This window comes from Streptomyces sp. NPDC021224, from assembly GCF_044332905.1.
In the GTDB taxonomy this organism is placed as follows: domain Bacteria; phylum Actinomycetota; class Actinomycetes; order Streptomycetales; family Streptomycetaceae; genus Actinacidiphila.
In genome coordinates this window covers 258,871-284,059 of sequence record NZ_JBIRPW010000005.1, presented here as the reverse complement: position 1 = coordinate 284,059, position 25,189 = coordinate 258,871, and the positions used below count along the sequence as shown (strand labels likewise).

The following is a 25,189-nucleotide window of genomic DNA, read 5'->3' as shown; positions in this document are numbered from 1 at the left end:
CATTTTCTCCCCCGCCGGACGCCTTTCCGCCCCTCGGACGGTGCAACGGAACGGCATCGGTCCTTCGTTACTGTGGATGCTTCGAAACACTCCGGAGGTCTCCGCCCGTGTCCACCGCGACGCCCCCACCCGCCGCACCCCTCGACTCCGTCTCCCAGACCGCCTCGCAGGCCGGGAGCTGGGTCGACGACAACTGGGCCGGATGGCTGAGCGCGGGCCTGCGGATCGTGCTGATCCTGGTCATCGCGATAGCGCTGCGCACCATCGTCCGGCGCACGATAAGCAAGCTCATCGAGCGGATGAACCGCGGCGCCGAGGCCGCGGCGGCGACCGCGCTGGGCGGGCTGCTGGTCAACGCGGAGCGGCGGCGGCAGCGCAGCGAGGCCATCGGCTCGGTGCTGCGCAGCGTGGCGTCCTTCCTGATCCTGGGCACCGCGGCGCTCACCGTGCTGTCGGTGCTGCGGATCGATCTGGCCCCGCTGCTGGCCAGCGCGGGGGTCGCCGGTGTCGCGATCGGTTTCGGCGCGCGCAACCTGGTGACGGACTTCCTGTCCGGCGTGTTCATGATCCTCGAGGACCAGTACGGCGTCGGCGACGTCATCGACGCGGGCGTGGCGAGCGGCACGGTCGTCGAGGTGGGCCTGCGGGTGACCAAGCTGCGCGGCGACAACGGCGAGATCTGGTACGTCCGCAACGGCGAGGTCAAGCGGATCGGCAACCTCAGCCAGGGCTGGGCGACGGCCGCGGTGGACGTCCAGGTGGGCGCGGCGGCCGACCTCACGCGGGCACGCACGGTGATCACCGAGACCGCGGACGTGATGGGCAAGGAGGACCCCTGGGACGAGTACCTGTGGGAGCCGGTGAAGATGCTGGGCCTGGAGTCGGTGGGCCCGGAGTTCTCGGTGATACAGCTCCAGGCCAAGACCATGCCGGGCAAGGCCGCGCCGGTCGCCCGCGAGCTGCGCTGGCGGATCAAGCAGGCCTTCGACCGTGAGGGCATCCCGCTGTCCGGCGGCGCCCCCGCCGCGACCGTGACCGACCCCGCGGCCGACGCCGCCGAGGGCGCCCCGATGCCGCCCGGCGCCGACGAGAGCGCCCCGCCGCCCGCGGGCCAGCGCCCCAGCGCCGTGCCGTCCCCGGCGGCCGGCGAGGACTGAGCCGGCCCGCTCCGGACGCGGGCGCGAACCGGTCCTCGACCGCCGGTGAGGACCGCGCCCGCCTTTTCCGCGGCACCGGCGTCCGGCGGGCGGCGGAAATCCCACCTCCCACGCGTCCGAAATGACCGGCCGTTCGGGATTTGACAAGATCGCCGACGCCTTCGCTACCCTGCTCCGGCTTGAACCAAGTCACCCGCGTGCCGCACCGGCACGCGGGCCGGAATCGGGGGTTCCTATTTCCACTCGGAAAATTCTGGCCGCCCTGGTCATCGCGTCCGCGGCGTTCACTCTCGCCGCCTGCGGACCCGACGACCCGGTGGCCGACGACACCGGCAGCCCGACCGCGGGGGCCGGCAATGCCGCCACACCCAAGGCACCGAAGGCGACAGCGGCGGGCGAGGACCACAATTCCTGCCCGACCCTGGCGCCGGGCCATTCCTACATCTGGGTCAACAACGTGGAGGGCGCGATGAACAACGTCATCGCGCGCGAAGCGAAGGCCTCGTGCGATCCGACGATGAACGAGGGCGCGGCCTACCACCCGGTGGGCGCGCTCAAGACCTACGCGCTCTCGCTCAGCGCGAAGATCACGATCCTCGGGGAGAAGGGGCCCGAGAAGCGCGGGGCCACGGAAGGCCCGGAAACGGGAATCGCGCACGTGAAATCGTGCGCCGACCCGAACGGTGACACCTGGGACGGCGGCCAGGCCCAGAAGTCCAAGGAATTCTGCTACGGCCAGAACTACTACGACGTCGTCCTGGACGGCAGCACGATCACGGAGATGACGGAGCTCTACGGCTCCTGATCCCGGCCGGAGAGCCCGTTCTCCGGACCCGTGACCCGTACGCGCCCGGCCGCCGGAGAGCCCGTTCTCCGGATCCGTGGCCGTGACCCGCTCAGCCGCCGGAGGGCCCGCGCTCCGGACCCGCACCCGTACCCGCTCAGCCGCCGGAGAGCCCGTTCTCCGGACCCGCGTCCGCTCGGCCGCCGGGGGGCCCGTACCCCGGCCGCGGAGGCGGCGGCCGCGCCGGTAACGACTTGGCCGACTCCCCCGCGCATCCCTTGACGCTCCGCCGACGCCGGGCCTACCTTGACGTCCACCGATAGGAAGGTTTCCTAACAGTGAACTGAGGGAGGATGGCGCGCATGGCTGGCACCCCTGGCACCCCGCGCGTGTTGCGCGCCATGAACGACCGCGCCGCGCTCGACCTCCTGCTGGAGCACGGCACCCTCTCCCGCACACGGATCGGCAAACTCACCGGCCTGTCCAAGCCGACGGCCTCGCAGCTGCTGGCCCGCCTGGAAGCGGCCGGACTGGTGCTCGCCACCGGCACCACCGCGGGCCACCCCGGCCCGAACGCGCAGCTCTACTCGGTCAACCCGGCAGCCGCCTACGTCGCGGGCCTGGACGTGACGACCGAGCGTATCCGGGCCGCGGTCGCCGACATCACCGGCCGCACCGTGGGCTCCTTCCGGCTGCCCACCCCGCGCCGCCGGTCCGGGGGCGCCGTCGAGCAGGTCGTCGCGGCACTGGACGGCGCCGTGAAGGCCGCCGGGCTCAGCCGCCCCGACGTGCACCGCGCGGTCATCGGCACCCCGGGCGCCTTCGACCCCAGCACCGGGCGGCTGCGCTACGCCAGCCACCTGCCCGGCTGGCACTCCCCCGCGCTGCTGGACGAGCTGGCCGCGGCCCTGCCGATGCCGCTCGACTACGACAACGACGTGAACCTCGCCGCCGTCGCCGAGCAGCGTGTCGGCGCCGCCCGCGGCCACGACGACTTCGTCCTGCTGTGGAACGAGGAGGGCATCGGCGCCGCCCTCATGATCAACGGCCGGCTGCACCGCGGCTGGACCGGCGGCGCGGGCGAGGTCGGCTTCCTGCCCGTGCCCGGCACCCCGCTGGTCCGCAACGTCACCCGGGCCAACAACGGCGGCTTCCAGGAGCTGGCCGGCTGCAACGCGGTGCTGCGCAACGCCCGCGAGCTGGGCCTGGAGATCCCCGACGCCCCGCTCCCGGACGCCGCCGCGACGGTGCTCGGCAAGGCCGCGGCCGTGCACGAGGAGTGCGAGCAGGCCGCCGACGGCCCGTACGCCGAGCTGCTGGCGCGCTGCGCCACCGGGATGGCCGTCGGCCTCGCCTCGCTGGTGGCCGTCGTCGACCCGGAGCTGATCGTGCTGGCCGGGAACGTCGCCGTCGCGGGCGGCGAGCCGCTGCGCGCCCTCATCCAGTCCGAGCTGGCCGAACTCGCGGTGCCCCGGCCCCGGCTGGTGCTGGGCACCGTGGAGATGCACCCCGTCCTGACCGGCGCGCTGGAAAGCGCCCTCGCCACGACCCGCGACGAGGTGTTCGACACCTCACGCTGAGCCCCCGCACGCCCCGACCCGTCCACCCGCACCGTCCGCAACGGAACGGCACCCCGCCGTCCCGGCGGCACCGCACACCCTCGACCGGCCCCGACCGGCCACAGAACCCCCCGGAGGTAGAGAGCAGTGACCCGTATCCGCAAGGCCGCGGCCGCCGTGGCGGCGAGCGCCGCGATTGCCCTGCTCGCGAGCGCGTGCACCGGCCAGAGCACCACCTCGGCCGACGACGACGCCAGCAAGGACGTCACGATCACCTTCTGGCACGGGTGGACGGCCCCCAACGAGCTGAAAGCCATCAACGACAACGTCGCCCGCTTCGAGAAGGCGCACCCCAACATCCACGTCAAGGTGCAGGGCAACATCACCGACGACAAGATCAACCAGGCGCTGCGGGCCGGCGGCGACAAGGCCCCGGACGTCGTGTCGTCCTTCACCACCGACAACGTCGGGCAGTTCTGCTCCTCGGGCACCTTCGCCGATCTCGCGCCCTTCCTGAAGAAGTCGGCGATCGACCCCGAGACGACCTTCCCCAAGCCGATGCTGGAGTACACCCAGTTCCAGGGCAAGCGCTGCACCCTGCCGCTGCTCGGCGACGCGTACGGCCTCTACTACAACAAGAAGGAATTCGCCGCGGCCGGCATCACGGCGCCGCCGAAGACCCTCAGCGAGTTCAAGGACGACGCCGTCAAGCTCACCAAGGCCTCCGGCGACAGCTACACCCAGCTCGGTTTCATGCCGGACTTCCACGGCTACGAGTCCACCCCGGGCCACTTCGCCGCGCAGTGGGGCGTGAAGTACTTCGACGCGGACGGCAAGTCGCAGATCGCCAAGGACCCCGGTTTCGCCGCGATGTTCACCTGGCAGCAGGAGATGGTCAAGGCGCTCGGCGGCTTCTCCAAGCTGGAGAAGTACCGCTCCGGATTCGGTGACGAGTTCGGCGCCAAGAACCCGCTGCACACCGGTCAGGTCGCGATGGGCATCGACGGCGAGTGGCGGCTCGGCATGGCCAAGGACGCCGGCATGAACGACCTGGCGGTCGCGCCCTTCCCGGTGCCCGACGACCAGGCCGACACGTACGGCAAGGGCTACCTGAGCGGCACCGTCATCGGTGTCGCCAACACCAGCGCGAAGAAGAACGCCGCCTGGGAGCTGGTGAAGTTCATGACCACCGACACCGACGCGGTCGTGTCCTTCGCCAACGCCATCCACAACGTGCCGTCCACGCTCGCCGCCCTGAAGTCCCCGAAGCTGGACCAGGACCCGGGCTTCAAGACCTTCCTCGACATCGCGCAGAACCCGAACAGCACCACCACCCCGCCGAGCGTCAACGGCGGCGCCTACCAGGTGACGCTGCAGGACTTCGGCTACTCCTACGAGTCGGGCAAGGCCAAGGACCTCACCGCCGGTCTGCGGGGTGTCGACACGCAGGTCGACAAGGACATCGCGCAGGCCCAGTGATGAGCGCCGCCGTCCACCCCCTGCTGAAGGCCCGGCGCCGCAAGGCGGCGCTGCGCAACCTCGCCTTCCTGTCCCCGTGGATCATCGGGTTCAGCGTCTTCTTCGCCTACCCGCTGGTCTCCACCGTCTACTTCTCCTTCATGCACTACAACGGCGTCAACCCGCCGACGTGGAGCGGCACGAAGAACTGGACGTACGTCTTCCGCGACTACCCGTTCTTCTGGCCGGCGCTGCGCAACACGCTGTGGCTGGTGGTCGTGATGGTCACGCTGCGGGTCGTCTTCGGCCTCGGCATCGGCCTGCTGATCACCAAGATCAAGACCGGCGCGGGCTTCTTCCGCACCGCGTTCTACCTGCCCTACCTGGCCCCGCCGGTCGCCGCGACCATGGCGTTCGTCTTCCTCCTCAACCCCGGTACGGGCCCGGTCAACCACATCCTCGGCGACCTCGGCGTCCCCACCCCGGGCTGGTTCACCGACCCGCACTGGTCCAAGCCGGCGCTGACGATCCTCGCGGTGTGGGGCATCGGCGACCTGATGGTCATCTTCATGGCCGCGCTGCTCGACGTGCCCAAGGAGCAGTACGAGGCCGCCGAGCTGGACGGCGCGGGCGCGTGGTCGCGCTTCCGCTACGTGACGCTGCCGAACATCTCGCCGATCGTGATGTTCGCGGTGGTCACCGGGGTCATCCAGACCATGCAGTACTACACGCAGCCGCTGGTGGCGGGGAAGGTCGCGTCCGGCATCATCGGCAACTCGGGCCAGCAGTTCGAGCCCGGCTACCCCGACAAGTCGACGCTGACCCTGCCCCAGCTGGTCTACGAGCGCGGCTTCCAGCGCTTCGACTACGGCTCCGCGTGCGTCATCGCGCTCGTCCTCTTCGTGCTCTCGATGGCCTTCACCGCGCTGCTGATGCGGCGGCGCAACGGATTCCTGACGGCGCATGAGGACTGACGATCGAGCGGCCGGAGTGGCCGGCCGATGGGCCCCTCCTGCCCGATGGCGGGCAAGGAGGGCGAGGCCGTCCGCGCAGGGCGCGAGAAGGAAGGCCGACCAGAAAAGGAGGACTGAGCCATGACCCACGCAACGCTCACCGCCCCCGCCGCCCAGGCCCCGAGCCGACCGGCGGACGCGCGGGCCCGGCGCACCGCGCGCCGCAGGGCGCGGCTGAACTGGATCGCGGTGCACGCCCTCGGCATCGCCGCCGCCGCGTTCTTCGTGCTGCCCTTCGTCTTCGTCTTCCTCACCGCGGTGATGACGGACAACCAGGCCCTCACCCGGGACCTGTGGCCGCACACCTGGCAGTGGTCCAACTTCAGCACCGTGTGGCACGCGCCGGGCTTCCTGACCTGGTGGCGCAACACCCTGATCTACGCCGTCGTCGGCACCACGCTGACGGTCGTGTCGTCGCTGCCGGTGGCGTACGCGCTCGCCAAGTTCCGCTTCCGCGGGCGCAACCTGGTGATGGTGCTGGTCATCTCCACGATGATGCTGCCGCCACAGGTGATCGTCATCCCGATGTACCTGTTCTGGACCAAGCAGCTGGGCCTGGACGGCACGCTGTGGCCGCTCATCATCCCGATGGCCTTCGGCGACGCCTTCACGATCTTCCTGCTGCGACAGTTCCTGCTGACCATCCCGAAGGAGTACACCGAGGCCGCCAGGGTCGACGGCTGCGGTGAACTGCGCACCCTCATCCGGGTGATCATCCCGATGATCCGGCCGGCGATCGCCGCCGTCGCGCTCTTCCAGTTCTTCTACTGCTGGAACGACTACTTCGGTCCGCAGATCTACGCCAGCTCCAATCCGGGCGCCTGGACGCTCAGTTACGGGCTGGAGTCCTTCAAGGGGGCGCACCACACCAACTGGAACCTGACCATGGCCGCGACCGTTCTGGTGATGGCGCCGGTGATCGTGGTCTTCTTCTTCGCGCAAAAGGCCTTCATCGAAGGCGTGACCCTGACGGGAGTCAAGGGATGAAACTGGCAGTCGTGGGCGGCGGGTCCACGTACACCCCCGAGCTGATCGACGGGTTCGCGCGGCTGCGCGACACCCTGCCCGTCGAGGAGCTGGCGCTGATCGACCCGGACGCGCACCGCCTGGAACTGGTCGGCGGGCTGGCCCGGCGGATCTTCGCCAAGCAGGGGCACCCGGGCCGCATCGTCACCACCTCCGACCTCGCGGCCGGCGTCGAGGGCGCCGACGCGGTGCTGCTCCAGCTGCGGGTCGGCGGGCAGGCCGCGCGCAACCAGGACGAGACCTGGCCGCTGGAGTGCGGCTGCGTCGGCCAGGAGACGACCGGCGCGGGCGGCCTCGCCAAGGCGATGCGCACGGTGCCGGTGGTGCTGGACATCGCCGAGCAGGTGCGCCGGCTCGCTCCCGAGGCGTGGATCATCGACTTCACCAACCCGGTCGGCATCGTCACCCGGGCCCTGCTCCAGGCCGGCCACCGCGCGGTCGGGCTGTGCAACGTGGCCATCGGCTTCCAGCGCCGCTTCGCCACCCGCCTCGGCGTGGCGCCCGAGCAGGTGCACCTCGACCACGTCGGCCTCAACCACCTGACGTGGGAACGCGCGGTGCGCATCGGCGGCCCCGGCGGCGAGGACGTGCTGCCGAAGCTGCTGTCCGAGCACGGCGACGACATCGCCGCCGACCTGCACCTGCCGCGCCCGGTCCTGGACCGCCTCGGCGTCGTCCCCTCGTACTACCTGCGCTACTACTACGCGCACGACGAGGTGGTGCGCGAGCTGCGGACCACCCCGTCGCGGGCCTCGCAGGTCGCAGCGATGGAGAAGGAACTGCTGGAGATGTACGGCGACCCGGCGCTGGACGAGAAGCCCGAGCTGCTCGCCAAGCGCGGCGGCGCCTTCTACTCCGAGGCCGCGGTGGCACTGGCCGCCTCCCTGCTGCGGCCCACGGCCGAGGGGGACGTGCAGGTGGTCAACACCTACAACAACGGCACCCTGCCCTTCCTCGCCGACGACGCCGTCATCGAGGTCCCGGCCACGGTGGGCCCGCAGGGCGCCCAGCCGCTGCCCGTCCCGCCGCTGGAGCCGCTCTTCGCCGGGCTGGTGGCGAACGTGACGGCGTACGAGGACCTGGCTCTCGACGCCGCCCTGCGCGGCGGCCGCGACCGCGTCTTCACCGCGCTGCTCGCCCACCCGCTGGTCGGCCAGTACGACCTGGCCGAGCAGCTGACGGACCGTCTCGTCGCGCACAACCGGGAGCACTTCGCGTGGGCCTGACCATGGGGCCGCCGCTCGTCCCCGGCGGGGTCCTCGCCGTCGACGCGGGCAACAGCAAGACCGACGTGGCGCTCGTCGCCGCCGACGGACGGGTGCTCGGCGCCGCCCGCGGCGGCGGCTTCCAGCCCCCCGTGGTCGGCGTGGAGCCCGCGGTGGGCGAACTGGCCGCGATCGTACGGCGGGCGGCGGCCGACGCCGGATTCACCCTCGGACCGGACGGTGCCGACGACGGGCGGCCGCTCGCCGCGTACACCTCGGCGTGCCTGGCCAACGCCGACCTGCCGGTCGAGGAACAGCAGCTGGAGGCGGCCGTGCACGCGCGCGGCTGGGCGCTCACCACCCGGGTGGCCAACGACACCTTCGCGATCCTGCGGGCCGGTGTCGACGAGCCGCGCGGGGTGGCGGTGGTGTGCGGCGCGGGCATCAACTGCGTCGGCATGCTGCCCGACGGGCGCACCGCCCGCTTCCCCGCCATAGGCAAGATCTCCGGTGACTGGGGCGGCGGTTCGGGCCTCGCCGACGAGGCGCTGTGGTACGCCGCACGCGCCGAGGACGGCCGCGGCGAACCCACCGAGCTGGCCCGCACCCTGCCCGCGCACTTCGGCCTCGGCTCGATGTACGCGCTCATAGAGGCGCTGCACCTGGGCACGCTGGAGGCGGAGCGCAAGTACGAGCTGACGCCCGTGCTCTTCGCGACCTCCGACGCGGGCGACCCGGTGGCCCGGTCCATCCTGGCCCGGCAGGCCGACGAGATCACCGCGCTCGCGGTGGTGGCCCTCGGCCGGCTGGGGCTGCTCGACGAGGAGGCCGACGTGGTGCTGGGCGGCGGTGTGATGAGCGCGCGCAACCCGTACCTGATGGACGCCCTCGCCGAACGGCTCACCGCGCGCGCCCCCAAGGCCCGCACCCGGGTGGTGACCGCGCCGCCCGTACTGGGCGCGGCCCTGCTCGGCCTGGACCAGCTGGCCGCGCCGCCCGAGGCGCACGCCGCGCTGCGCGCCCACTACGCCTGACCCGCGCCCCGCGCCCCGCCCCCGTACGGCTTGACACGTGCCGTACGGGCGCGGGGCGCGGCTGCGTACGGTGGGGGCGAACACGGCCGCGGGGCGCGGGAGGTGCGGGCCGTACCGCGCGGGCGGGAACCGAACCCGGACGGCGCGCGTGTGATCGGTCGGGGGCGGGTAGTGACCGGGCAAGATCACACAGCCGCTGGAGCTATCCGGGCGGCTGCGGCCATACTGGGCGCCTACAGCGCAGACGTGCCGGCTCGTGGCACGCCGGAATCGGGGGAGGGTACGTGACGCACACGCCGACGGGCAGTCAGATTCCCGACGCGCGCGGGGGCGTCCAGGTGCCCGCGCCGCGCGGGGGCGGGGCGCCCGCCGCGCCGTCGGCGCCGCCCCCGCGGCGGCACGGCTGGGCGGAGGTCAGCGCCCGGGCCAGGGCCGCCGCCACGACCGAGCCGGGCCGGCTGCGCATCATCGGCGCGGCGCTCGCGGTGCTGGTCGTCGCCTTCGGTGTGGCCACGGCCTGGCAGGTCAACGACCGTGCGCAGGCCGCCGACAACGTCGTCTCGCACAGCGCGCCGCTGAGCGCCACCGCCGCCGAGATCTACCGCTCGCTCGCCGACGCCGACGCGACCGTGACCGCCGGGTTCCTGGTCAGCGGTCCGCAGCCGGACGAGGTGGCGGAGCAGTACCAGAAGGACATCGACACCGCCTCCAAGCTCATCACGGACGCCGCCGCCAACAGCCGGCAGTCCCCCGAGGCGCAGGCGCAGATAGCCAGTCTCAACAAGCAACTGCCCACCTACACCTCGCTGGTGGCGACCGCGCTGGCCGACAACCGGCTGGGCCTGCCGATCGGCGGCGCCTATCTGCGGTACGCCAACCAGCAGATGCGCCAGCACGGCGGCCTGCTGGACGCGGCCAACAGCCTCTACACGATCGAGAACGGCCGCCTCGCGCACGACTACACGCAGGCCAAGGCGCTGCCGTACGTCTCGTGGGCGCTCGGCGTGCTGGCGCTCGGCGCGCTGGCCTGGGCGCAGCGCCGCCACTACCGGCGCACCAACCGGGTGTTCAACCAGGGCATGCTGGCGGCGACGGCGGCCACCGCGGTGCTGCTGCTGTGGCTCGCGGCCGGGCACACGGTCGCGCGCACCCAGCTGGAGAACTCCTCCGCGCACGGCGCCCGTTCCGTCCAGGTGCTCAACAACGCCCGGATCCTGGTCCTCCAGGCCCGCGGCGACGAGAACCTGACCCTGGTGGCGCGCGGCTCGGGCGACACGTACGAGGAGAGCTACACCAAGGACATGACCGACCTCACGACCGGCGACCCCGCCAAGCACGTGCCCGGCGACCTGCCCGAGGCGCTGCGGCTCGCCAACGACGCGGACGGGCGCAAGGCGGTCAACGCGGCGATCGACAGCGTGCAGCAGTGGCGCACGCTGCACGGAACGGAACGGACGAAGGACGACAGCGGCGACTACGCCACCGCCGTCGCCGACGTCATCGGCAAGGACGCCAAGGGCAACAAGGTGTCGCCGTCGACCGCCGACCACTTCGACGACGCCGACCGGGCCCTGGGCCGGGCGGTCGCCCACGAGCAGGACGAGTTCCACCAGGCGGCCACCAGCGGGCGCGACGCGCTGACGCTGCTGCCGGTCGGCGCCGGGGTCCTCGCGGTCCTGGGCGCGGCGGGCGCGCTGCTCGGCATCGGCCGGCGGCTGTCGGAGTACCGGTGAGGGGGCCGGGAGGGCGATGGCCGCGCGGCGGACGCGAAGGACGGGAGGGACAGCGGTGAGGTTGACGGTGCGAGCACATCGGCACGGCTGGGGCGGTGTCGCGGGCATGGCACTGGCGTGCACGCTCGCCGTCGCCGGCACCCTGGTCCCGCTGCGGGACGACACGGCGCCCGTGCAGGCCCGCAGCTCCGGCCCGGCGGTCCGGGCGGACTACGCGTCCGCCGCGGACTGCACCGACTCCCGGGTCCCCAGCCTGAGCCCGACCAGCGGCAGCCTCGACGGCCCCACCGTGGCGGCGATCAAGAAGCGCGGCAGGCTGCGGGTCGGCGTCGACCAGAACAGCTACCTGTGGGGCTTCCGCGACCCCGCCACGGGCCAGTTCGCCGGTTTCGACATCGACCTCGTCAAGGCCGTCGCGAAGGACATCCTCGGCAACGAGAACGCGGTCCAGTACCTGACCGTGCCCACCAACAAGCGCATCGAGAAGATCCAGGACGGCGACGTCGACATGGTCGTCCGCACCATGACGATCAGCTGCAAGCGGGCGCAGGATGTCGCCTTCTCCGCCCCCTACTTCTCCGCCGGCCAGCAGATCCTCAGCGCCGAGCCGGACATCACCGGCTACAACGACTCGCTGAAGGGCAAGACGGTCTGCACCGCGTCCGGCTCCACCGGCGAGGACGTGCTCAACGGGGACATGCCGACCTCCCCCGCGCCACTCGCGCAGCCTGACCCGCGGCACGGGGCCAAGGCGGTGCTCACCCCCGCCAACCAGCTGGACTGCCTCGTGCTGCTCCAACTGCACCAGGCCGACGCGGTCTTCACCGACAACGCGCTCGCCGCCGGCCAGGCCGCCCAGGACCCGACCGTGAGCCTCAAGGGCGGGCCCGTCACCGTCGAGCCGTACGGTGTGGCCATGAAGCTGGGCGACGACGACCTGGTACGGCGGGTCAACAAGGTGCTCGCCGCCTACATCGCGGACGGCCGCTGGGCCGCCGCGTACCACAAGTGGCTGGTGTCCGAACTGCCGAACATGGCACCGCCGTCGCCGCTGTACAAGTAGACCCGGGCAGCCGGAGAGGAAGGGCCAGATGGCGGTCGCGGGACGTTCCGGACCGGTGATGGGACGGGAGGACGTCGACCGCGCGCTCGCGCGGCTGGCCGCCGAGCACGAGGCCGTCGAGTCCTCGCTGCTGTCGCTCCAGGACCACTCGGGCCGCCGGCTGCTGGAGGGCGCCGAGCTGACCGGCGTCACCAAGGAGCGCTGGGCGGCGACCGACGCGGCGATCACCGCGCTGTGGGCGCACTTCGACGCGTACACCGACGCCCTGCGGGCCGCCCGCGACCTGCGTGCCCGGCGCCGCTGGCCGACGCAGACCGAGCTGCGCGAGCTGACCGACCTGCTGCGCGGCGACGGGGTGACCGTGACCGGCGCCGACCTGCCCGATCACGCGCGCTCCCTCACCGGCCCGGCCCGGCTCACCGAGCGGCTCAGCCTGGAGGAGGTCGTCGGGCGGATGAACGCCTGGTACGACCAGGCGATGGAGACCGTGGCCGCGGCCGACTCCGTGTGGTCCGCGCTGCCCGCCAGGATCGATTTACTGGCCGCCGAGACCCAGCGGGTCCGCTCGCTCGCCCATTCGGTGGGCGTGCGCCCCGGCGCGCACCCGGCGGGCGACGACCTGGAGGCGCTCGTCGCCGACCTCACCGCGCTGCGCGCGCGGGCGGTGTCCGACCCGCTGTCCTTCTGGTCCGCGGCGCCCCCGCCCGGCCGCCCGGACACCGCGCGCTACGAGGAGGCCGGGCGGCGGCTCGACGACATCCGCCGCGAGGTCGAGGCGGTGCTGCACGTCCGCGACGACGCCGAGCACCGGCTCGCCCGGCTGCGCGACGTCCTCTCGCGCGCCGACCGCACGCTGACCGAGGCGCGCAGCGCACGCGTCGAGGTGCTCTCGAAGATCCTCGCCTCCGACGTCCCCGCGGTGAGCGGCCCGGCGTCCGCGCTGCACGAACAGCTCGCGGCCGCCGCCGACTTCGCCCGCACCGCGCAGTGGCACCGCCTCTCACCGCTGCTGGACAGCCTGGAGCAGCACGCCGACGACGAGCTGCTGCGGGCCCGCGAGTCGCTGACCGCGGTGACCGCGCCGCTGGCCGTACGCGCCGAGCTGCGCGGCCGGCTGGACGCCTACCGGGCGAAGGTCGCACGGCTGGGCCTGGCCGAGGACCCGCTGCTCATCGAGCGGTACGACCAGGCGCGGCGGCTGCTGTGGAGCGCGCCGTGCGACCTGGCCGCGGCCGAGCGGACCGTGCGGCGCTACCAGGACGCGGTCGCCGAGGTGGGAGCCCAGCGTCCGCAGGGGCCGCCGCAGGACCGCCGGTGACGTCCCCGCGGCCGGCCGCGGTCCCCGCCGGGGCCCGGACGTCGGCGGGAGTTCCCGCGCGGTTCGCAACCGGGGCGTACCGTACGGCCGTCGTAGCCGTTACGGACAGGGCGGCCGACGGCGGCGCGGGAGCACCGGGTCCGGCGCGCACCGGGAGCGGCTCCGGCGATGCCGGCACACCAGGGGAAAGGCTGAGGGGGAAACAGTGACCAAGTGCCAACGGCCGGGCTGCGGCGGGACCTTGGAGGACATGGGCGGCGGCGAGCTGTACTGCGACACCTGCGGCCTCGCGCCGGTCGCCGCGCCCGCCGCGCCGCCCGCCGCCTCCGCCGCGTCCGGCGGCCCCGCGCTCCCGCCGCCCCCGGCGCACGCCCCGGGCGCGGACTCCGGGCGCACCTCCGGCTCCACCTCCTCACGCTCCTCGAAGTCCTCCTCGCGCGCCTCCCGCCGCTCGGTGTCCGGGCGGCTGTCGCAGACGCTGGCCGGGGCGGCCACGGGCCGCTCGGTGTCGGTGCGCAGCAGCCGCTCCGGCCCCTCCGGACCGACCCGCGGCAAGCTCGGCGCGGGCCTGGTCGCGGTCCCGCCCGTACCGCGGCCCGACCCGGCGGCCGCGGTGCTGGACAACCCCGAGGTGCCCGAGCGCAAGCGCTTCTGCAGCAAGGGCGACTGCGGCGCGCCGGTGGGCCGCAGCCGCGGCGACCGGCCGGGCCGTACCGAGGGCTACTGCACCAAGTGCGGCCACCCGTACTCCTTCACGCCCAAGCTGCGCCCCGGCGACATCGTGCACGGGCAGTACCACGTGGTGGGCTGCCTCGCGCACGGCGGCCTGGGGTGGATCTACCTCGCCGTCGACCGCGCGGTGTCGGACCGCTGGGTCGTCCTCAAGGGCCTGCTGGACACCGGGGACGAGGACGCGCTGGCCGCGGCGGTGTCCGAACGGCGCTTCCTGGCCGAGATCGAGCACCCCAACATCGTCCGCATCTACAACTTCGTCGAGCACCTCGACCAGCGCACCGGCACCCTCGACGGCTACATCGTGATGGCCTACGTGGGCGGCAAGTCGCTCAAGGAGATCGCCAACGAACGCCGCACACCCGACGGACGGCGCGAGCCGCTGCCCGTCACGCAGGCCATCGCGTTCGCGATCGAGGCGCTGGAGGCGCTCGGCCACCTGCACAGCCGCAACCTGCTCTACTGCGACTTCAAGGTCGACAACGCGATCCAGACCGAGGACCGGCTGGAGCTCATCGACATGGGCGCGGTCCGCCGGATGGACGACAACGAGTCGGCCATCTACGGCACGGTCGGCTACCAGGCGCCCGAGGTCGGCGAGGTCGGCCCGTCGGTCGCCTCCGACCTCTACACGGTCGCCCGCACCCTCGCGGTGCTGACCTTCGACTTCCAGGGCTACACCAACGTCTTCGTCGACAGCCTGCCCGACCCGGCCAACATCGACGTCTTCTCCCGCTACGAGTCCTTCTACCGGCTGCTGGTGCGGGCCACCGACCCCGACCCGGACAAGCGCTTCGCGACCGCCGAGGAGATGTCCGAGCAACTGCTGGGCGTCCTGCGGGAGATCGTCGCGATGGAGAGCGGGGTGCAGCGGCCCGCCCTGTCCACCCTCTTCGGCCCCGAACTGCGCGTCGTCGACACCGAACTGGTGCGGGCGGTGACCGGCGACACCTCCGCGCTCGGCGCCGACCGCGCGCTGGAGAAGGCCTCCAGACGCAGGGACAAGGCCGCCGGGGCGGGCGGTGGCGGCGCCCCCGCTCTGCCCGGCCGGCCGGGCCGCCCGGCGGTCGCGGCCACCGGGCAGGCCCTGGCCTGGACGGCGGCGCCGCTGCCGGTCGTGGCCCGGCTCGACACCACCGCGGCCGTACTCGCCCTGCCCGTACCGCTGGTGGATCCGTCGGACCCCAACGCGGGCTTCCTCGCGGGCCTTTCCGCCGCCGCGCCCGCCGAACTGGTCGCCGCCCTCCAGGCGGCGCCGGTCGACTCGGTCGAGCGGCGGCTGCGCGAGGTGCGGGCCCGGCTGGAGCTGGGCGACGCGCGCGGCGCCCGGCAGGTGCTCGGCACCCTCGCCGACCCGGACGACAACGCCGACTGGCGGGTGGTGTGGCACCGCGGCCTGACCGCGCTGTGCACCAGCGACCAGGAGACGGCCGCGCTGAGCTTCGACGCGGTCTACGACGCCTTCCCCGGCGAGTCCGCGCCCAAGCTCGCGCTCGGGGTGTGCGCGGAGGTGCTGCGCCAGCTCGACAACGCCGCCGAGTACTACCGCCTGGTGTGGACGACCGACCACTCCTACGTCAGCGCCGCCTTCGGCCTGGCGCGGGTGCTGCTCGCCTCCGGTGACCGGGCGGGCGCGGTGGCCGCGCTCGAATCCGTGCCCGAGGCGTCCATCCACTACACGGCGGCACGGGTCGCGGCGGTACGGGCACGCTTGCGCGACCGTTCCCCCAACGAGCCGCTGCTGCCGGACCTGCACGCGGCAGGATCGCAGGTGGACGCCCTGCAGCGGCAGGGACTGGACTCCGACCGGCGTGAACAGCTGGCCACCGAGGTGCTCGGCAGCGCGCTGGACTGGGTGCTGGCCGGCCGTGTCGGCGACCACCCGGGGGCGCCCGCGGGCGTACCGTCGTCGGTGTCCGGCTCCGCCGGGCTGCTGGGCGCCGAACTGACCGAGCGGGGGCTGCGGTTCGGCCTGGAGCGCTCGTACCGGGTCCTTGCCAGGCTCGCCCGGCAGGGCAGTACGAGGATCGAACTGGTGGAGCGGGCCAACCGTTTCCGCCCCAGGACGTGGGTGTAACCAGATGCCGCCACTCCCCGAATCGGCGCGGGCCCAGACGCCCGCACCGGAGGTCTGCCCCAACTGCGCGGACCCGCTGGACTCCGACGACCGCTTCTGCGGCCGCTGCGGTCTCGACCTGAGCGCGCCGCCCCCGCCGCCCGCGCCCGTACCGCCGCCCGCCGCGCCCGCACCGCCCGCACCGGCGCCCGCGGGCCTGCCGGTCGCGGCCTCTCCGGCGTCCTCTGCGGCCCCGGCGGGCCCGGCCCCCGCGGCCGCGCCGGTGTCGTCGGCGGCCCCGGCGTCCGCGTCGTCCGCGCCCTCCGCGGTCGCCTCCGACCCGGCCACCGACTCCTTCGTGCTGGCCCCGCCCAAGCCCGCGGGCGCCGCCCCGGCGTCGGCGTCGGCATCGGCATCGGCGGAAGACGCCGACGCCGACGACACCCTCGCGCTGGGGGTCCCGGTGCCCGCCGCGCGGATCTCCGACCCGCGCGAGGAACCGCCCGCCCCCGACGGGCCGGTGTGCGTGGCCTGCGGGCTCGGCGGGGTCGACGACGACGGCTACTGCGAGCACTGCGGCCACGCCCAGCCGCGCCAGCGCGACCACCAGGAGCAGGAGTTGGAGGGTGTCGCGGCGGTCAGCGACCGCGGCCTGCGGCACCACCGCAACGAGGACGCCTTCGCCGTGGCCACCACCGCGCTGCCGGACGGCTCCCAGGCCGTGGCCGCCGTGGTGTGCGACGGCGTCTCGACCGCGCACCGCCCCGACGACGCCTCGGCGGCCGCCTCCGCCGCCGGGCGGGACGCGCTGCTCGGCGCGCTGGAGCAGGGCAGCCCGGCCGAGGACGCGATGCGCACGGCGCTGATGACGGCCTTCGAGGCGGTGACCGCGCTCGCCGACGAGGAGGAGCCGCCGGGCGCCCCGCCCCGCCAGAACGCGCCCGCCTGCACGTGCGTGAGCGCGGTGGTGACCGGGCCGGTGTTCACGGTGGGCTGGATCGGCGACAGCCGCGCGTACTGGATCCCGGACGACCGCACGCTGCCGCCCGCCCGGCTCACCGAGGACGACTCGTGGGCGGCCCGGATGGTCTCGGCGGGCCTGATGTCGGAGGCCGAGGCCTACGCCGACCACCGCGCGCACGCCATCACCGGCTGGCTCGGCGCGGACGCCGTCGAGGTCGATCCGCATGTGGCGGCCTTCCAGCCGGAGGGCCCCGGGGTGATCGTCGTGTGCACCGACGGGCTGTGGAACTACGCCGAGTCGGCCGCGGAGATGGCGCAGGCCGTCCCGGCCGACGCGCGCAGCCGCCCGCTGCACAGCGCCCGCGCCCTGGTGGGCGTGGCGCTCGACGGGGGCGGCCACGACAACGTAACGGTCGCGGTGCTGCCGTTCCCGGCCGCCGCGCCGCGGGCAGGATTCCCATCCGCATAGTCACCCGCCACGGGATGGGCGGGGCTGTGTACGGGCTTTGAGGAGTTACGAGGAAACGATGGCCATTCTTTCGAAACCGAACGTGCCGCAATTCACCGTCGACGTCTACCAGAACGAGTTCCTGCCGGACGGCGGTCGCGAGGTCAACGCCGTGGTGACGGTCACCTCGACCGGCGGCGGCACGACCGGCGGCCACCCGCTGCCCGGATCGGCCCCGGCCGGCGGCCCGGCCACGGCGAACGCCGGCGTGGTGATCATGGTCGACTGCTCGGGCTCGATGGAGTACCCGCCGACCAAGATGCGCAACGCGCGCGACGCGACGGCCGCCGCGATCGACACCCTGCGCGACGGCACCGCCTTCGCCGTCGTCGCGGGCACGCACGTGGCCCGCGAGGTCTACCCGGCCAACGGCGGCCTGGCGGTGGCCGGTCCCGGCACCCGCGAGCAGGCCATGCAGGCGCTGCGGCGGCTCAGCGCGGGCGGCGGCACCGCGATCGGCACCTGGCTGCGGCTCGCCGACAAGCTGCTGTCCACCGGCGACTCGGCGATACGGCACGGCATCCTGCTGACCGACGGCCGCAACGAGCACGAGAAGCCCGAGGAACTGCAGTCCGCGCTCGACGCGTGCGCCGGCCGCTTCACGTGCGACGCGCGCGGCGTCGGAACGGACTGGGAGGTCAAGGAGCTGACCGGCATCGCCTCCGCGCTGCTCGGCTCCGTCGACATCGTCGCCGACCCGGCGGGCCTGGCCGCCGACTTCCAGGCGATGATGGAGAACGCGATGGGCAAGGAGGTCGCGGACGTCGCGCTGCGGCTGTGGTCGCCGCTGGGCTCCGAGATCGCCTTCGTCAAGCAGGTCGCCCCCACCGTGGAGGACCTGACGGCGCGCCGCACCGAGGCCGGTCCGCGCGCGGGCGACTACCCGACCGGTTCGTGGGGCGACGAGTCGCGCGACTACCACGTGTGCGTGCGGGTGCCCGGCGCCCAGCTCGGCCAGGAGATGCTGGCCGCGCGGGTGTCGCTGGTGCTCCCGCAGCCCGACGGCACCACGCAGGTGCTGGCCCAGGGCCTGGTGCGCGCGGTGTGGACCGACGACATGGCGATGTCCACCCGGATCAACCCGCAGGTCGCCCACTACACCGGCCAGGCCGAGCTGGCGCAGGTCATCCAGCAGGGCCTGGAGGCGCGCAAGGCGGGCGACATGGACGGCGCGACGGCCAAGCTCGGCCGGGCGGTGCAGCTGGCGAGCGCCTCCGGCAACGAGGACACGGCCAAACTGCTGGCGAAGGTGGTCGACGTCGTGGACGCCGCGAGCGGTACTGTGCGGCTGAAGGCCCGCGTCGCCGAGGCCGACGAAATGACCCTGGACACACGGTCGACGAAGACGGTTCGGGTGAAGAAATAGCGCACGGGGCGCCGGGGTACGGCGCCCCGGGGGCCGCTGACGCGCACAACCTGTGGATCCGCCGCGGAAGGCGGAGGGGGAGTCGGCACGATGCTTTGTCCCAACGGCCACGAGTCCGCCGACAACGACTGGTGCGATTCCTGCGGCATGCGGATGGCCCCGCCGCCGTCCTCGTCGTACGGCTCGCGCCCCCCGTCGTCGTCGGCGTCGTCCTCGTCGACGCCGCCGGTCTCGCCGCAGCCCGCCTTCGGCCCCGACCTGGCCGGGGCGGGCGGCGCCGTCCAGCTCTGCCCGGCGTGCGGGACCCCGCGCGAGGGGCAGGCGCTGTTCTGCGAGGAGTGCCGCTACAACTTCCAGACGCACTCCGCGACGACCTTCGTCCCGCCCCACGCGGCCGCCGGTCCGGTCCTCACCACCCCGCCGCCGCCCGTGAGCCCGGGGCCGGCCGCCCCGGAGCAACCGCCGTACCAGCGCTACGAGTCGGCGATGTCGCAGCCCTCCCGGGTCAACCGGCCCGCGGAACCGCTGCCTTCGGAGTCCGTCACGGTGACGTCCGGCTCCGGCGACTTCCTGCTGGACCCGCCCAGCTCGCCCACCGTCGCGCCCGCGCAGTCCGCCCCGGCGGCCGCCGCGAAAACGGTGGTGCCCGCGCAGGGCGGCGCGGGCACCGCGTGGATGGCGGTGATCGCCGCGGACCGGGAGTACTTCACCTCGATGATGGCCCGCAGCGGCCCGGAGGCCGGCGGCCTGTACTTCCCCGCGTACTCCCCCGAGGTGCAACTGCCGCTGACCGGCCACCAGGTCACGATCGGGCGGCAGCGGCACAGCACGGGCGAGGCCCCGGACATCGACCTCTCCCGCTCCCCGGAGGACCCGGGCGTCTCCCACAAGCACGCGGTGCTGGTCCAGCAGCCGGACGGTTCGTGGTCGGTGGTCGACCAGGACTCGACCAACGGCACGACCGTCAACCTCGCGGAGGACCCCATCCCCGCGTACACCCCGATCCCGCTGAACGAGGGCGACCGGGTGCACGTCGGCGCGTGGACGACGATCACCGTCCGGCGGATCTGACCGCGCTCTAGGAGGAGGCCGCCGGGACGGGCCAGGTGTCGGGGCCGTCCGGGTCGTCCAGCCAGATCCACTGGCGGCTCCCCTCGACGCTCAGCCCGAAGCGGGTGCGGGACGGCCGCCGGTCCAGCAGCGACGGCTCGCCGCCCACCGCGTCCGGCGCGATGCCCGCGCCCGCGCCCCGCAGCGGTACGAAGTAGGCGGGCGTCGGCAGGAAGCGCCCCTCGGCCCGCTCCGGCCCAAGCACGGTGAGCAGCACCAGACCCGACGCGAGCGGCGCGAGGATGCGCCCGCCGGTACGGCACTGCGCGACCCACGCGGGCGGTACGGACGGCAGCTCGCACGTCGCCATGACCCGGTCGTAGGGCGCGCCCGGCTCGTACCCGAACGTCCCGTCCCCGGTGACCACCGTGACGGCGAGCGCCTCGGGGGTGCCGTACGCGGCCAGGTGCGCGCGGGCCGCGGAGGTGATCGCCTCCTCCAGGTCCACGGTCGTGACCGCGCCCGTACCGCCGAGGCGGTGCGCGATCAGTGCCGCGTTGTAGCCGGTGCCCGCGCCGATCTCCAGCACCCGGTGGCCCTCGCGGACGTCCAGCGCCTCGCACATCAGCGCCATCAGCGACGGCTGGCTGCTGGAGGAGACCAGTTCGCCGCCGCGGGCGACGTGGGTGGCGATCGGCTGGTCCGCGTACGCGCCGCTCAGCCAGCTCAGCCGGCGCCGCGGGTCGGGGTCGTCGGCGGCGAACCGCGCGTCCTCGCCGACGCCGCGGTGGTACTCGGGCACGAACAGATGGCGCGGCACCTCGTCGAAGGCGGCCCGCCACGCGGGGTCGGCGAGCCCGCCGCCGGCGACGATGCGGCGCACCATCCGGTGCCGCAGCGCGGCCGCCGCGGCCCGCGTCCGCTGGTCCTGCCCCGACCCGGCCATGCCTCCATCGTGCTCCCCCGGCGCAGGTCCTACGACCCGGGTCCTGGTCCGGGCGGTCTGAGAAAATGGTGGTGTGACCGACATCCCGCAGGGCAGCGCAGCGCAGCAGACGTTCTTCGAGCAGGTCGGCGGCGAGGACACCTTCCGCCGTCTGGTCCACCGCTTCTACCAGGGCGTCGCGGACGACCCCGAGCTGCGGGCGATGTACCCGGAACAGGACCTGGGCCCGGCCGAGGAGCGGCTGCGGCTGTTCCTCATGCAGTACTGGGGCGGCCCGCGCACCTACAGCGACGAGCGCGGCCACCCGCGGCTGCGGATGCGCCACTCCCCCTTCCGCGTCGACCGCGCCGCGCACGACGCCTGGCTGCGGCACATGCGGGCGGCCGTCGACGATCTGGGGCTGACGCCCGAGCACGAGAAGCAGCTGTGGGACTACCTGGTGTACGCGGCGGCCTCGATGGTGAACAGCCCGGGCTGACCCGCGCCCGGCTCGTGGCCGATCCCCGCCTGGCCCGCGCCCGACCCGTCGCTGACCGGCGGCCGGCCCGCGCTCCGGGCCGCCCCGCGGAGGGGCGGTTTCCGGCCGCTCAGGGCGGTCCGGACGCGGTGCGCCGAGGGTTCCGTTTGGGTGCGACCGGGCTCCGGGCGGGGTCCGGCGCGAGCGGCGGACGGGTCCGGCGAGGCCCGTGCCGACGGTTTCGCGCCCGTTCAGCGGACGGTCACGATCGCATTCCGACAATCCGCGACATGTTTCGCCGGACCCTCATCAATTGAGAACATCCCGTCAGCAACAGGACGGGGGGCTTTCGCGTGACCGGATTCGTACTGCTGCGCGTCCGCGCGCACCGGTTGCTGCTGTCCGCCGCCCTGCTGACCGTCCTGCTGACCACGTGCGTGCTGGCCGCGCTCGCCGCGTACACCGGCGCGATAGGCGACGCGGCCGTCCGCCGCACCCTCCAGCACCAGGCCGCCGACCGCTCCACCTACAACGCCAAGGCCTCGCTGACCGGCAAGGACGCGGCAGCCCTCGACCGCGCCGTGCGCGAGCGGCTGCGCGGCGCCTTCGACGGGCTCCCCACGGACGTCGCGACCAGCACCCGTTCCGGCCCCTACGCGCTGCCCACGGCCCTGCGCCCGGCCGGGACCCCGAAGAGCACCGACCCCGACCTGACGCTGCTGGCCACCTTCGACCATGCCAAGCTCACCCTCGTCGGCGGCGCCTGGCCGGCCCCCGCCGCCAAGGGCTCCACCGGCGTCGAGGTCGCCGTGCCGGAGGCGGTCGCCCGCGCCCTGCACCTGGCCGCGGGACGGCAGCTCACCCTCGCCGACCGGCTCGGCGGCCCCCCGCTGCACATCACCGTCACCGGCGTCTACCGCCCCGCCGACCCCGGCTCGCCCTACTGGCAGCTCGACCCGCTCGCCGGGCGCGGCATCCACACCCTCGCCTTCACCACCTACGGCCCGCTGCTCGCCGACCCCGGCACCTTCGCCTCCGGGCGGGTCGCCGCCGACGAGATGTCCTGGCAGGCCACCGCGGACTTCGGCAGCGTCGGAACGAACCGCATCGACGCGCTGGAGACCTCCGTCGAGGACACCACCACCGCGCTCGGCGCCGACCGGGCCACCGGCGGCGCCCAGACCACCAGCGCGCTGCCCGGCCTGCTCGACGGGCTGCGCCGCAGCCTGCTCGTCACCCGCTCCACCCTCCTCATCGGCGCCCTCCAGCTGGTCATCCTCGCCGCCTTCTCGCTGCTGCTGGTCGCCCAGCTGCTCGCCCAGGAGCGGGCGGGCGAGACCGCGCTGCTGCGCGCCCGCGGCGGCTCGCGCGGCCGGGTCGCCCGGCTCGCCGCCGGGGAGGCGCTGCTGCTCGCGGTGCCCGCCGCGGTGGCCGCCCCGCTGCTCGCGGGCCCCCTCACCCGGCTGCTGGCCGGGACGGGCGCCATGTCCCGCACCGGGGTGACCCTCGGCGGCACCGACCCGGCAAGCGCCTGGCTGGTCGCCGGGGCCGCCGCGCTGGCCTGCGCCTTCGCCGTCGTCCTGCCCGCGCTGCGGACCGCCCCCGGGGCGCGCGCCGGGCGCCGCGGCGGGGTGCCGGGAATCCTCCAGGCGGGCGCGGACGTGGCGCTGCTCGCCGTCGCGGGCGTCGCCTACTGGCAGCTCCAGCGCCGCGCCTCCGGCGGCGGGGCCCTGAGCGCCGACCGCTCCGGCGGCCTCGGCATCGACCCCGTACTGGTCGCCGCCCCCGCGCTGTGCCTGCTGGCCGGCACCGTGCTGGTGCTGCGGCTGCTGCCGCTGCCGGCCCGGCTCGGCGAACGGCGCGCCGCGCGCGGCCGCAGCCTGTCGCTCGCGCTGGCCGGCTGGCAGCTCTCCCGCCGCCCGCAGCGCGGCGCCGGGGTGGCGCTGCTGCTGGTGCTGGCCGTCGCGATGGGCATGTTCGCGATCGGGCAGGGCGCCAGCTGGGACCGCTCACAGCGCGACCAGGCCGACTACGCCGTCGGCGCCGACCTGCGGGTGACCGGCATGACCACGCCGCCGTTCGGCCAGGCCGGCATCTTCTCCGGCGTGCCCGGCCTCACCGCCGCCACGCCCGCCGCCCGCGAGACCCTGATCCTGCCCGACGGCAAGACCACCAGCGCACTGCTGATGGACACCGGCAAGGCCGCACAGACCGTACGGCTGCGCTCCGACCTGGCCGGCGGCCGCCCGCTGCCCGCGCTGCTCGCCCCGCTGCGCTCCACCTCGCAGTCCCAAGGACTGGCCCTCGGCGCCACCGTCCGGCAGGTCGCCTTCCAGGCCACCCTCGCCACCCTCGCCTCCACCAGCGGTTCCGGCGGCCCCGCGGGCGGCGCCGACGCCGACCAGCCCGACCGCGTCAGCGCGGTGCTCGTGGACGCCGAGGGCGTCCCGTACGACTTCACGCTCGGCGACCTGCCGCCCGACGGCCGCCCGCACACCCTCACGCTCGACCTCGGCCTCGCCGCGGGCAAGGGCGCCCCGGCGGGCCCGCTGCGGCTGGAGCGCTTCGAGGTGTCCTTCGCCGTGCCGGAGGCGGCCGAGAACCGCGTCCTCACCCTGGCCTCGGCCCGCACCACCCTCGCCGACGGCACACAGGCGCCGCTGACCACCCTGGCGGGCACCTCGTGGAAGGCCGAGGCCGCCTTCGACGACGACTCGATCGCCTCCCTCCCCGACGTCGCGGCCCCCAGCTCCGACGCCCCGCGCACGGGCGGCCCCGCCCTGCTGACCCTCCCTTACCGCACCGGCTCCTTCGCCGGGAACACCTACCTCCAGACGGCCGCGACCGTCCGCGTCCGCGCCCCCGCGCCCGTACCGCCACCGCTGTCGGGGATCGCCACCGACACCTACCTCAAGGCGGTCGGCGCGAAGGCGGGCGACACCGTCCAGGTGCAGATCGGCAACGTGACCACGCCCGTCAGGATCACCGCCGCCGTACGCGCGCTGCCCGGCACCGACCAGACCGGCGCCTCCAGCGGACTGCTGCTCGACCTGCGCGCCGTCAACGCCGTGCTGTCCGCGAAGGACGCGCTGCCCGTGCAGCCCACCGAGTGGTGGCTGGCCACCCGCCCCGGCGCCACCTCGCACGTCGCGGCCGCGCTGCGCTCCCGCGACGACGTCGACACCGTCCTGGACCGCACCGAATCCGCCGCCGGGCTGCGGTCCGACCCGCTCGGCGCCGGTCCGCAGTCCGCGCTGCCCGCCGCGGTGATCGCCGCCGCCGTACTGGCCGCTGTCGGCTTCGCCGTCGGCGCGGCGGGGGCGGCGCGGGAACGGCGCGGCGAGTTCGCGGTCCTGCGGGCACTCGGCGCCCCGCGCCGCCAACTGGCCCGCATGCTGGCCGCCGAACAGGCGCTGCTGGTGCTGGTGTCGCTCGTCGTGGGCGTGGTGCTGGGCGCGCTGCTGACCCGGCTGATCACCCCGCTGATCGTGCTCACCGGCCAGGCCGCGCGCCCCGTGCCCCCGCTGATCGTGGAACTCCCGGTGGGCCGGCTCGCCGAGCTGCTCGCCATGCTGCTGGCCGCCCCGGTCGTCGTCCTGGCCGCCACCGCGGTACGCCGCGCCGACCCGGCGACAGCCCTGCGACACCAGGTGGAGGACTGACCCATGCCACCCACTCCTCCCCCCTTCCCCGGCCCCGAGGACCCTCGGGAGCCCACGGGCTCGCCGGAACGGCGGGGCGCGTCGGGGCCTTCGGATGCG

The 25,189-nt window shown here is 74.2% G+C and carries 18 protein-coding genes; 17 read left to right on the top strand and 1 reads right to left on the bottom strand.

Annotated features, from left to right (window positions below; translation table 11 throughout):
- The first annotated feature begins 107 nt into the window (after positions 1–107).
- The 15 genes from ACH4PY_RS15475 (at position 108) to ACH4PY_RS15405 (ending at position 20,046) form a co-directional block, all read left to right on the top strand.
- On the top strand, positions 108–1,157 hold the full coding sequence (locus ACH4PY_RS15475; protein ID WP_398181498.1) for a mechanosensitive ion channel domain-containing protein: 1,050 nt from the start codon (positions 108–110) through the stop codon (positions 1,155–1,157).
- Positions 1,158–1,278: 121 nt separating this feature from the next.
- A complete protein-coding gene (locus ACH4PY_RS15470; RefSeq protein WP_398181495.1) occupies positions 1,279–1,962 on the top strand; it encodes a hypothetical protein in 684 nt (227 codons plus the stop codon).
- Between the two features lie 332 nt (positions 1,963–2,294).
- The gene (locus tag ACH4PY_RS15465) at positions 2,295–3,521 is read left to right on the top strand and encodes an ROK family protein (protein WP_398181492.1); all 1,227 of its coding nucleotides are present in this window, start codon (positions 2,295–2,297) and stop codon (positions 3,519–3,521) included.
- A 126-nt stretch (positions 3,522–3,647) separates the two neighbouring features.
- Entirely contained in the window at positions 3,648–4,979 is a 1,332-nt protein-coding gene (locus ACH4PY_RS15460) for an ABC transporter substrate-binding protein (RefSeq protein WP_398181490.1), read from the top strand.
- Positions 4,979–5,932, top strand: a complete 954-nt coding sequence (locus ACH4PY_RS15455) for a carbohydrate ABC transporter permease (protein WP_398181487.1) — start codon at positions 4,979–4,981, stop codon at positions 5,930–5,932. The genes ACH4PY_RS15460 and ACH4PY_RS15455 overlap by 1 nt, the downstream gene beginning before the upstream one ends.
- A gap of 120 nt (positions 5,933–6,052) precedes the next feature.
- Positions 6,053–6,958 (top strand): carbohydrate ABC transporter permease, encoded by a 906-nt coding sequence (locus ACH4PY_RS15450; RefSeq protein WP_398181484.1) that lies wholly within the window; start codon positions 6,053–6,055, stop codon positions 6,956–6,958.
- On the top strand, positions 6,955–8,223 hold the full coding sequence (locus ACH4PY_RS15445) for a 6-phospho-beta-glucosidase (RefSeq protein ID WP_398181482.1): 1,269 nt from the start codon (positions 6,955–6,957) through the stop codon (positions 8,221–8,223). The genes ACH4PY_RS15450 and ACH4PY_RS15445 overlap by 4 nt, the downstream gene beginning before the upstream one ends.
- A gap of 2 nt (positions 8,224–8,225) precedes the next feature.
- On the top strand, positions 8,226–9,236 hold the full coding sequence (locus tag ACH4PY_RS15440; protein ID WP_398182134.1) for an N-acetylglucosamine kinase: 1,011 nt from the start codon (positions 8,226–8,228) through the stop codon (positions 9,234–9,236).
- Positions 9,237–9,520: 284 nt separating this feature from the next.
- Positions 9,521–10,969: a hypothetical protein gene (locus tag ACH4PY_RS15435; RefSeq protein WP_398181479.1), complete on the top strand. Its 1,449-nt coding sequence runs from the start codon at positions 9,521–9,523 to the stop codon at positions 10,967–10,969.
- Between the two features lie 67 nt (positions 10,970–11,036).
- Positions 11,037–12,032: a glutamate ABC transporter substrate-binding protein gene (locus ACH4PY_RS15430; RefSeq protein ID WP_398181476.1), complete on the top strand. Its 996-nt coding sequence runs from the start codon at positions 11,037–11,039 to the stop codon at positions 12,030–12,032.
- Positions 12,033–12,060: 28 nt separating this feature from the next.
- The gene (locus ACH4PY_RS15425) at positions 12,061–13,350 is read left to right on the top strand and encodes a hypothetical protein (RefSeq protein WP_398181474.1); all 1,290 of its coding nucleotides are present in this window, start codon (positions 12,061–12,063) and stop codon (positions 13,348–13,350) included.
- Positions 13,351–13,600: 250 nt separating this feature from the next.
- Positions 13,601–16,159, top strand: coding sequence for a tetratricopeptide repeat protein (locus ACH4PY_RS15420; protein ID WP_398182131.1), 2,559 nt, complete (start codon positions 13,601–13,603; stop codon positions 16,157–16,159).
- 4 nt (positions 16,160–16,163) lie between these two features.
- Positions 16,164–17,570 carry a PP2C family serine/threonine-protein phosphatase gene (locus tag ACH4PY_RS15415; RefSeq protein WP_398181471.1) on the top strand — a complete coding sequence of 469 codons (1,407 nt, stop codon included), beginning with the start codon at positions 16,164–16,166 and terminating at the stop codon, positions 17,568–17,570.
- A gap of 58 nt (positions 17,571–17,628) precedes the next feature.
- Complete coding sequence (locus ACH4PY_RS15410) at positions 17,629–18,975, top strand: VWA domain-containing protein (RefSeq protein ID WP_398181468.1); 1,347 nt, start codon at positions 17,629–17,631, stop codon at positions 18,973–18,975.
- 90 nt (positions 18,976–19,065) lie between these two features.
- On the top strand, positions 19,066–20,046 hold the full coding sequence (locus tag ACH4PY_RS15405) for an FHA domain-containing protein (protein WP_398181465.1): 981 nt from the start codon (positions 19,066–19,068) through the stop codon (positions 20,044–20,046).
- 7 nt (positions 20,047–20,053) lie between these two features.
- Here the strand turns inward: ACH4PY_RS15405 and ACH4PY_RS15400 are convergent, their stop codons facing one another.
- The gene (locus ACH4PY_RS15400; RefSeq protein WP_398181462.1) at positions 20,054–20,971 is read right to left on the bottom strand and encodes a methyltransferase domain-containing protein; all 918 of its coding nucleotides are present in this window, start codon (positions 20,969–20,971) and stop codon (positions 20,054–20,056) included.
- A gap of 73 nt (positions 20,972–21,044) precedes the next feature.
- Between ACH4PY_RS15400 and ACH4PY_RS15395 the strand changes: the two genes are divergently transcribed.
- Entirely contained in the window at positions 21,045–21,449 is a 405-nt protein-coding gene (locus tag ACH4PY_RS15395; RefSeq protein ID WP_398181459.1) for a globin, read from the top strand.
- 332 nt (positions 21,450–21,781) lie between these two features.
- Positions 21,782–25,090: an FtsX-like permease family protein gene (locus ACH4PY_RS15390; protein WP_398181457.1), complete on the top strand. Its 3,309-nt coding sequence runs from the start codon at positions 21,782–21,784 to the stop codon at positions 25,088–25,090.
- Positions 25,091–25,189 lie beyond the last annotated feature (99 nt).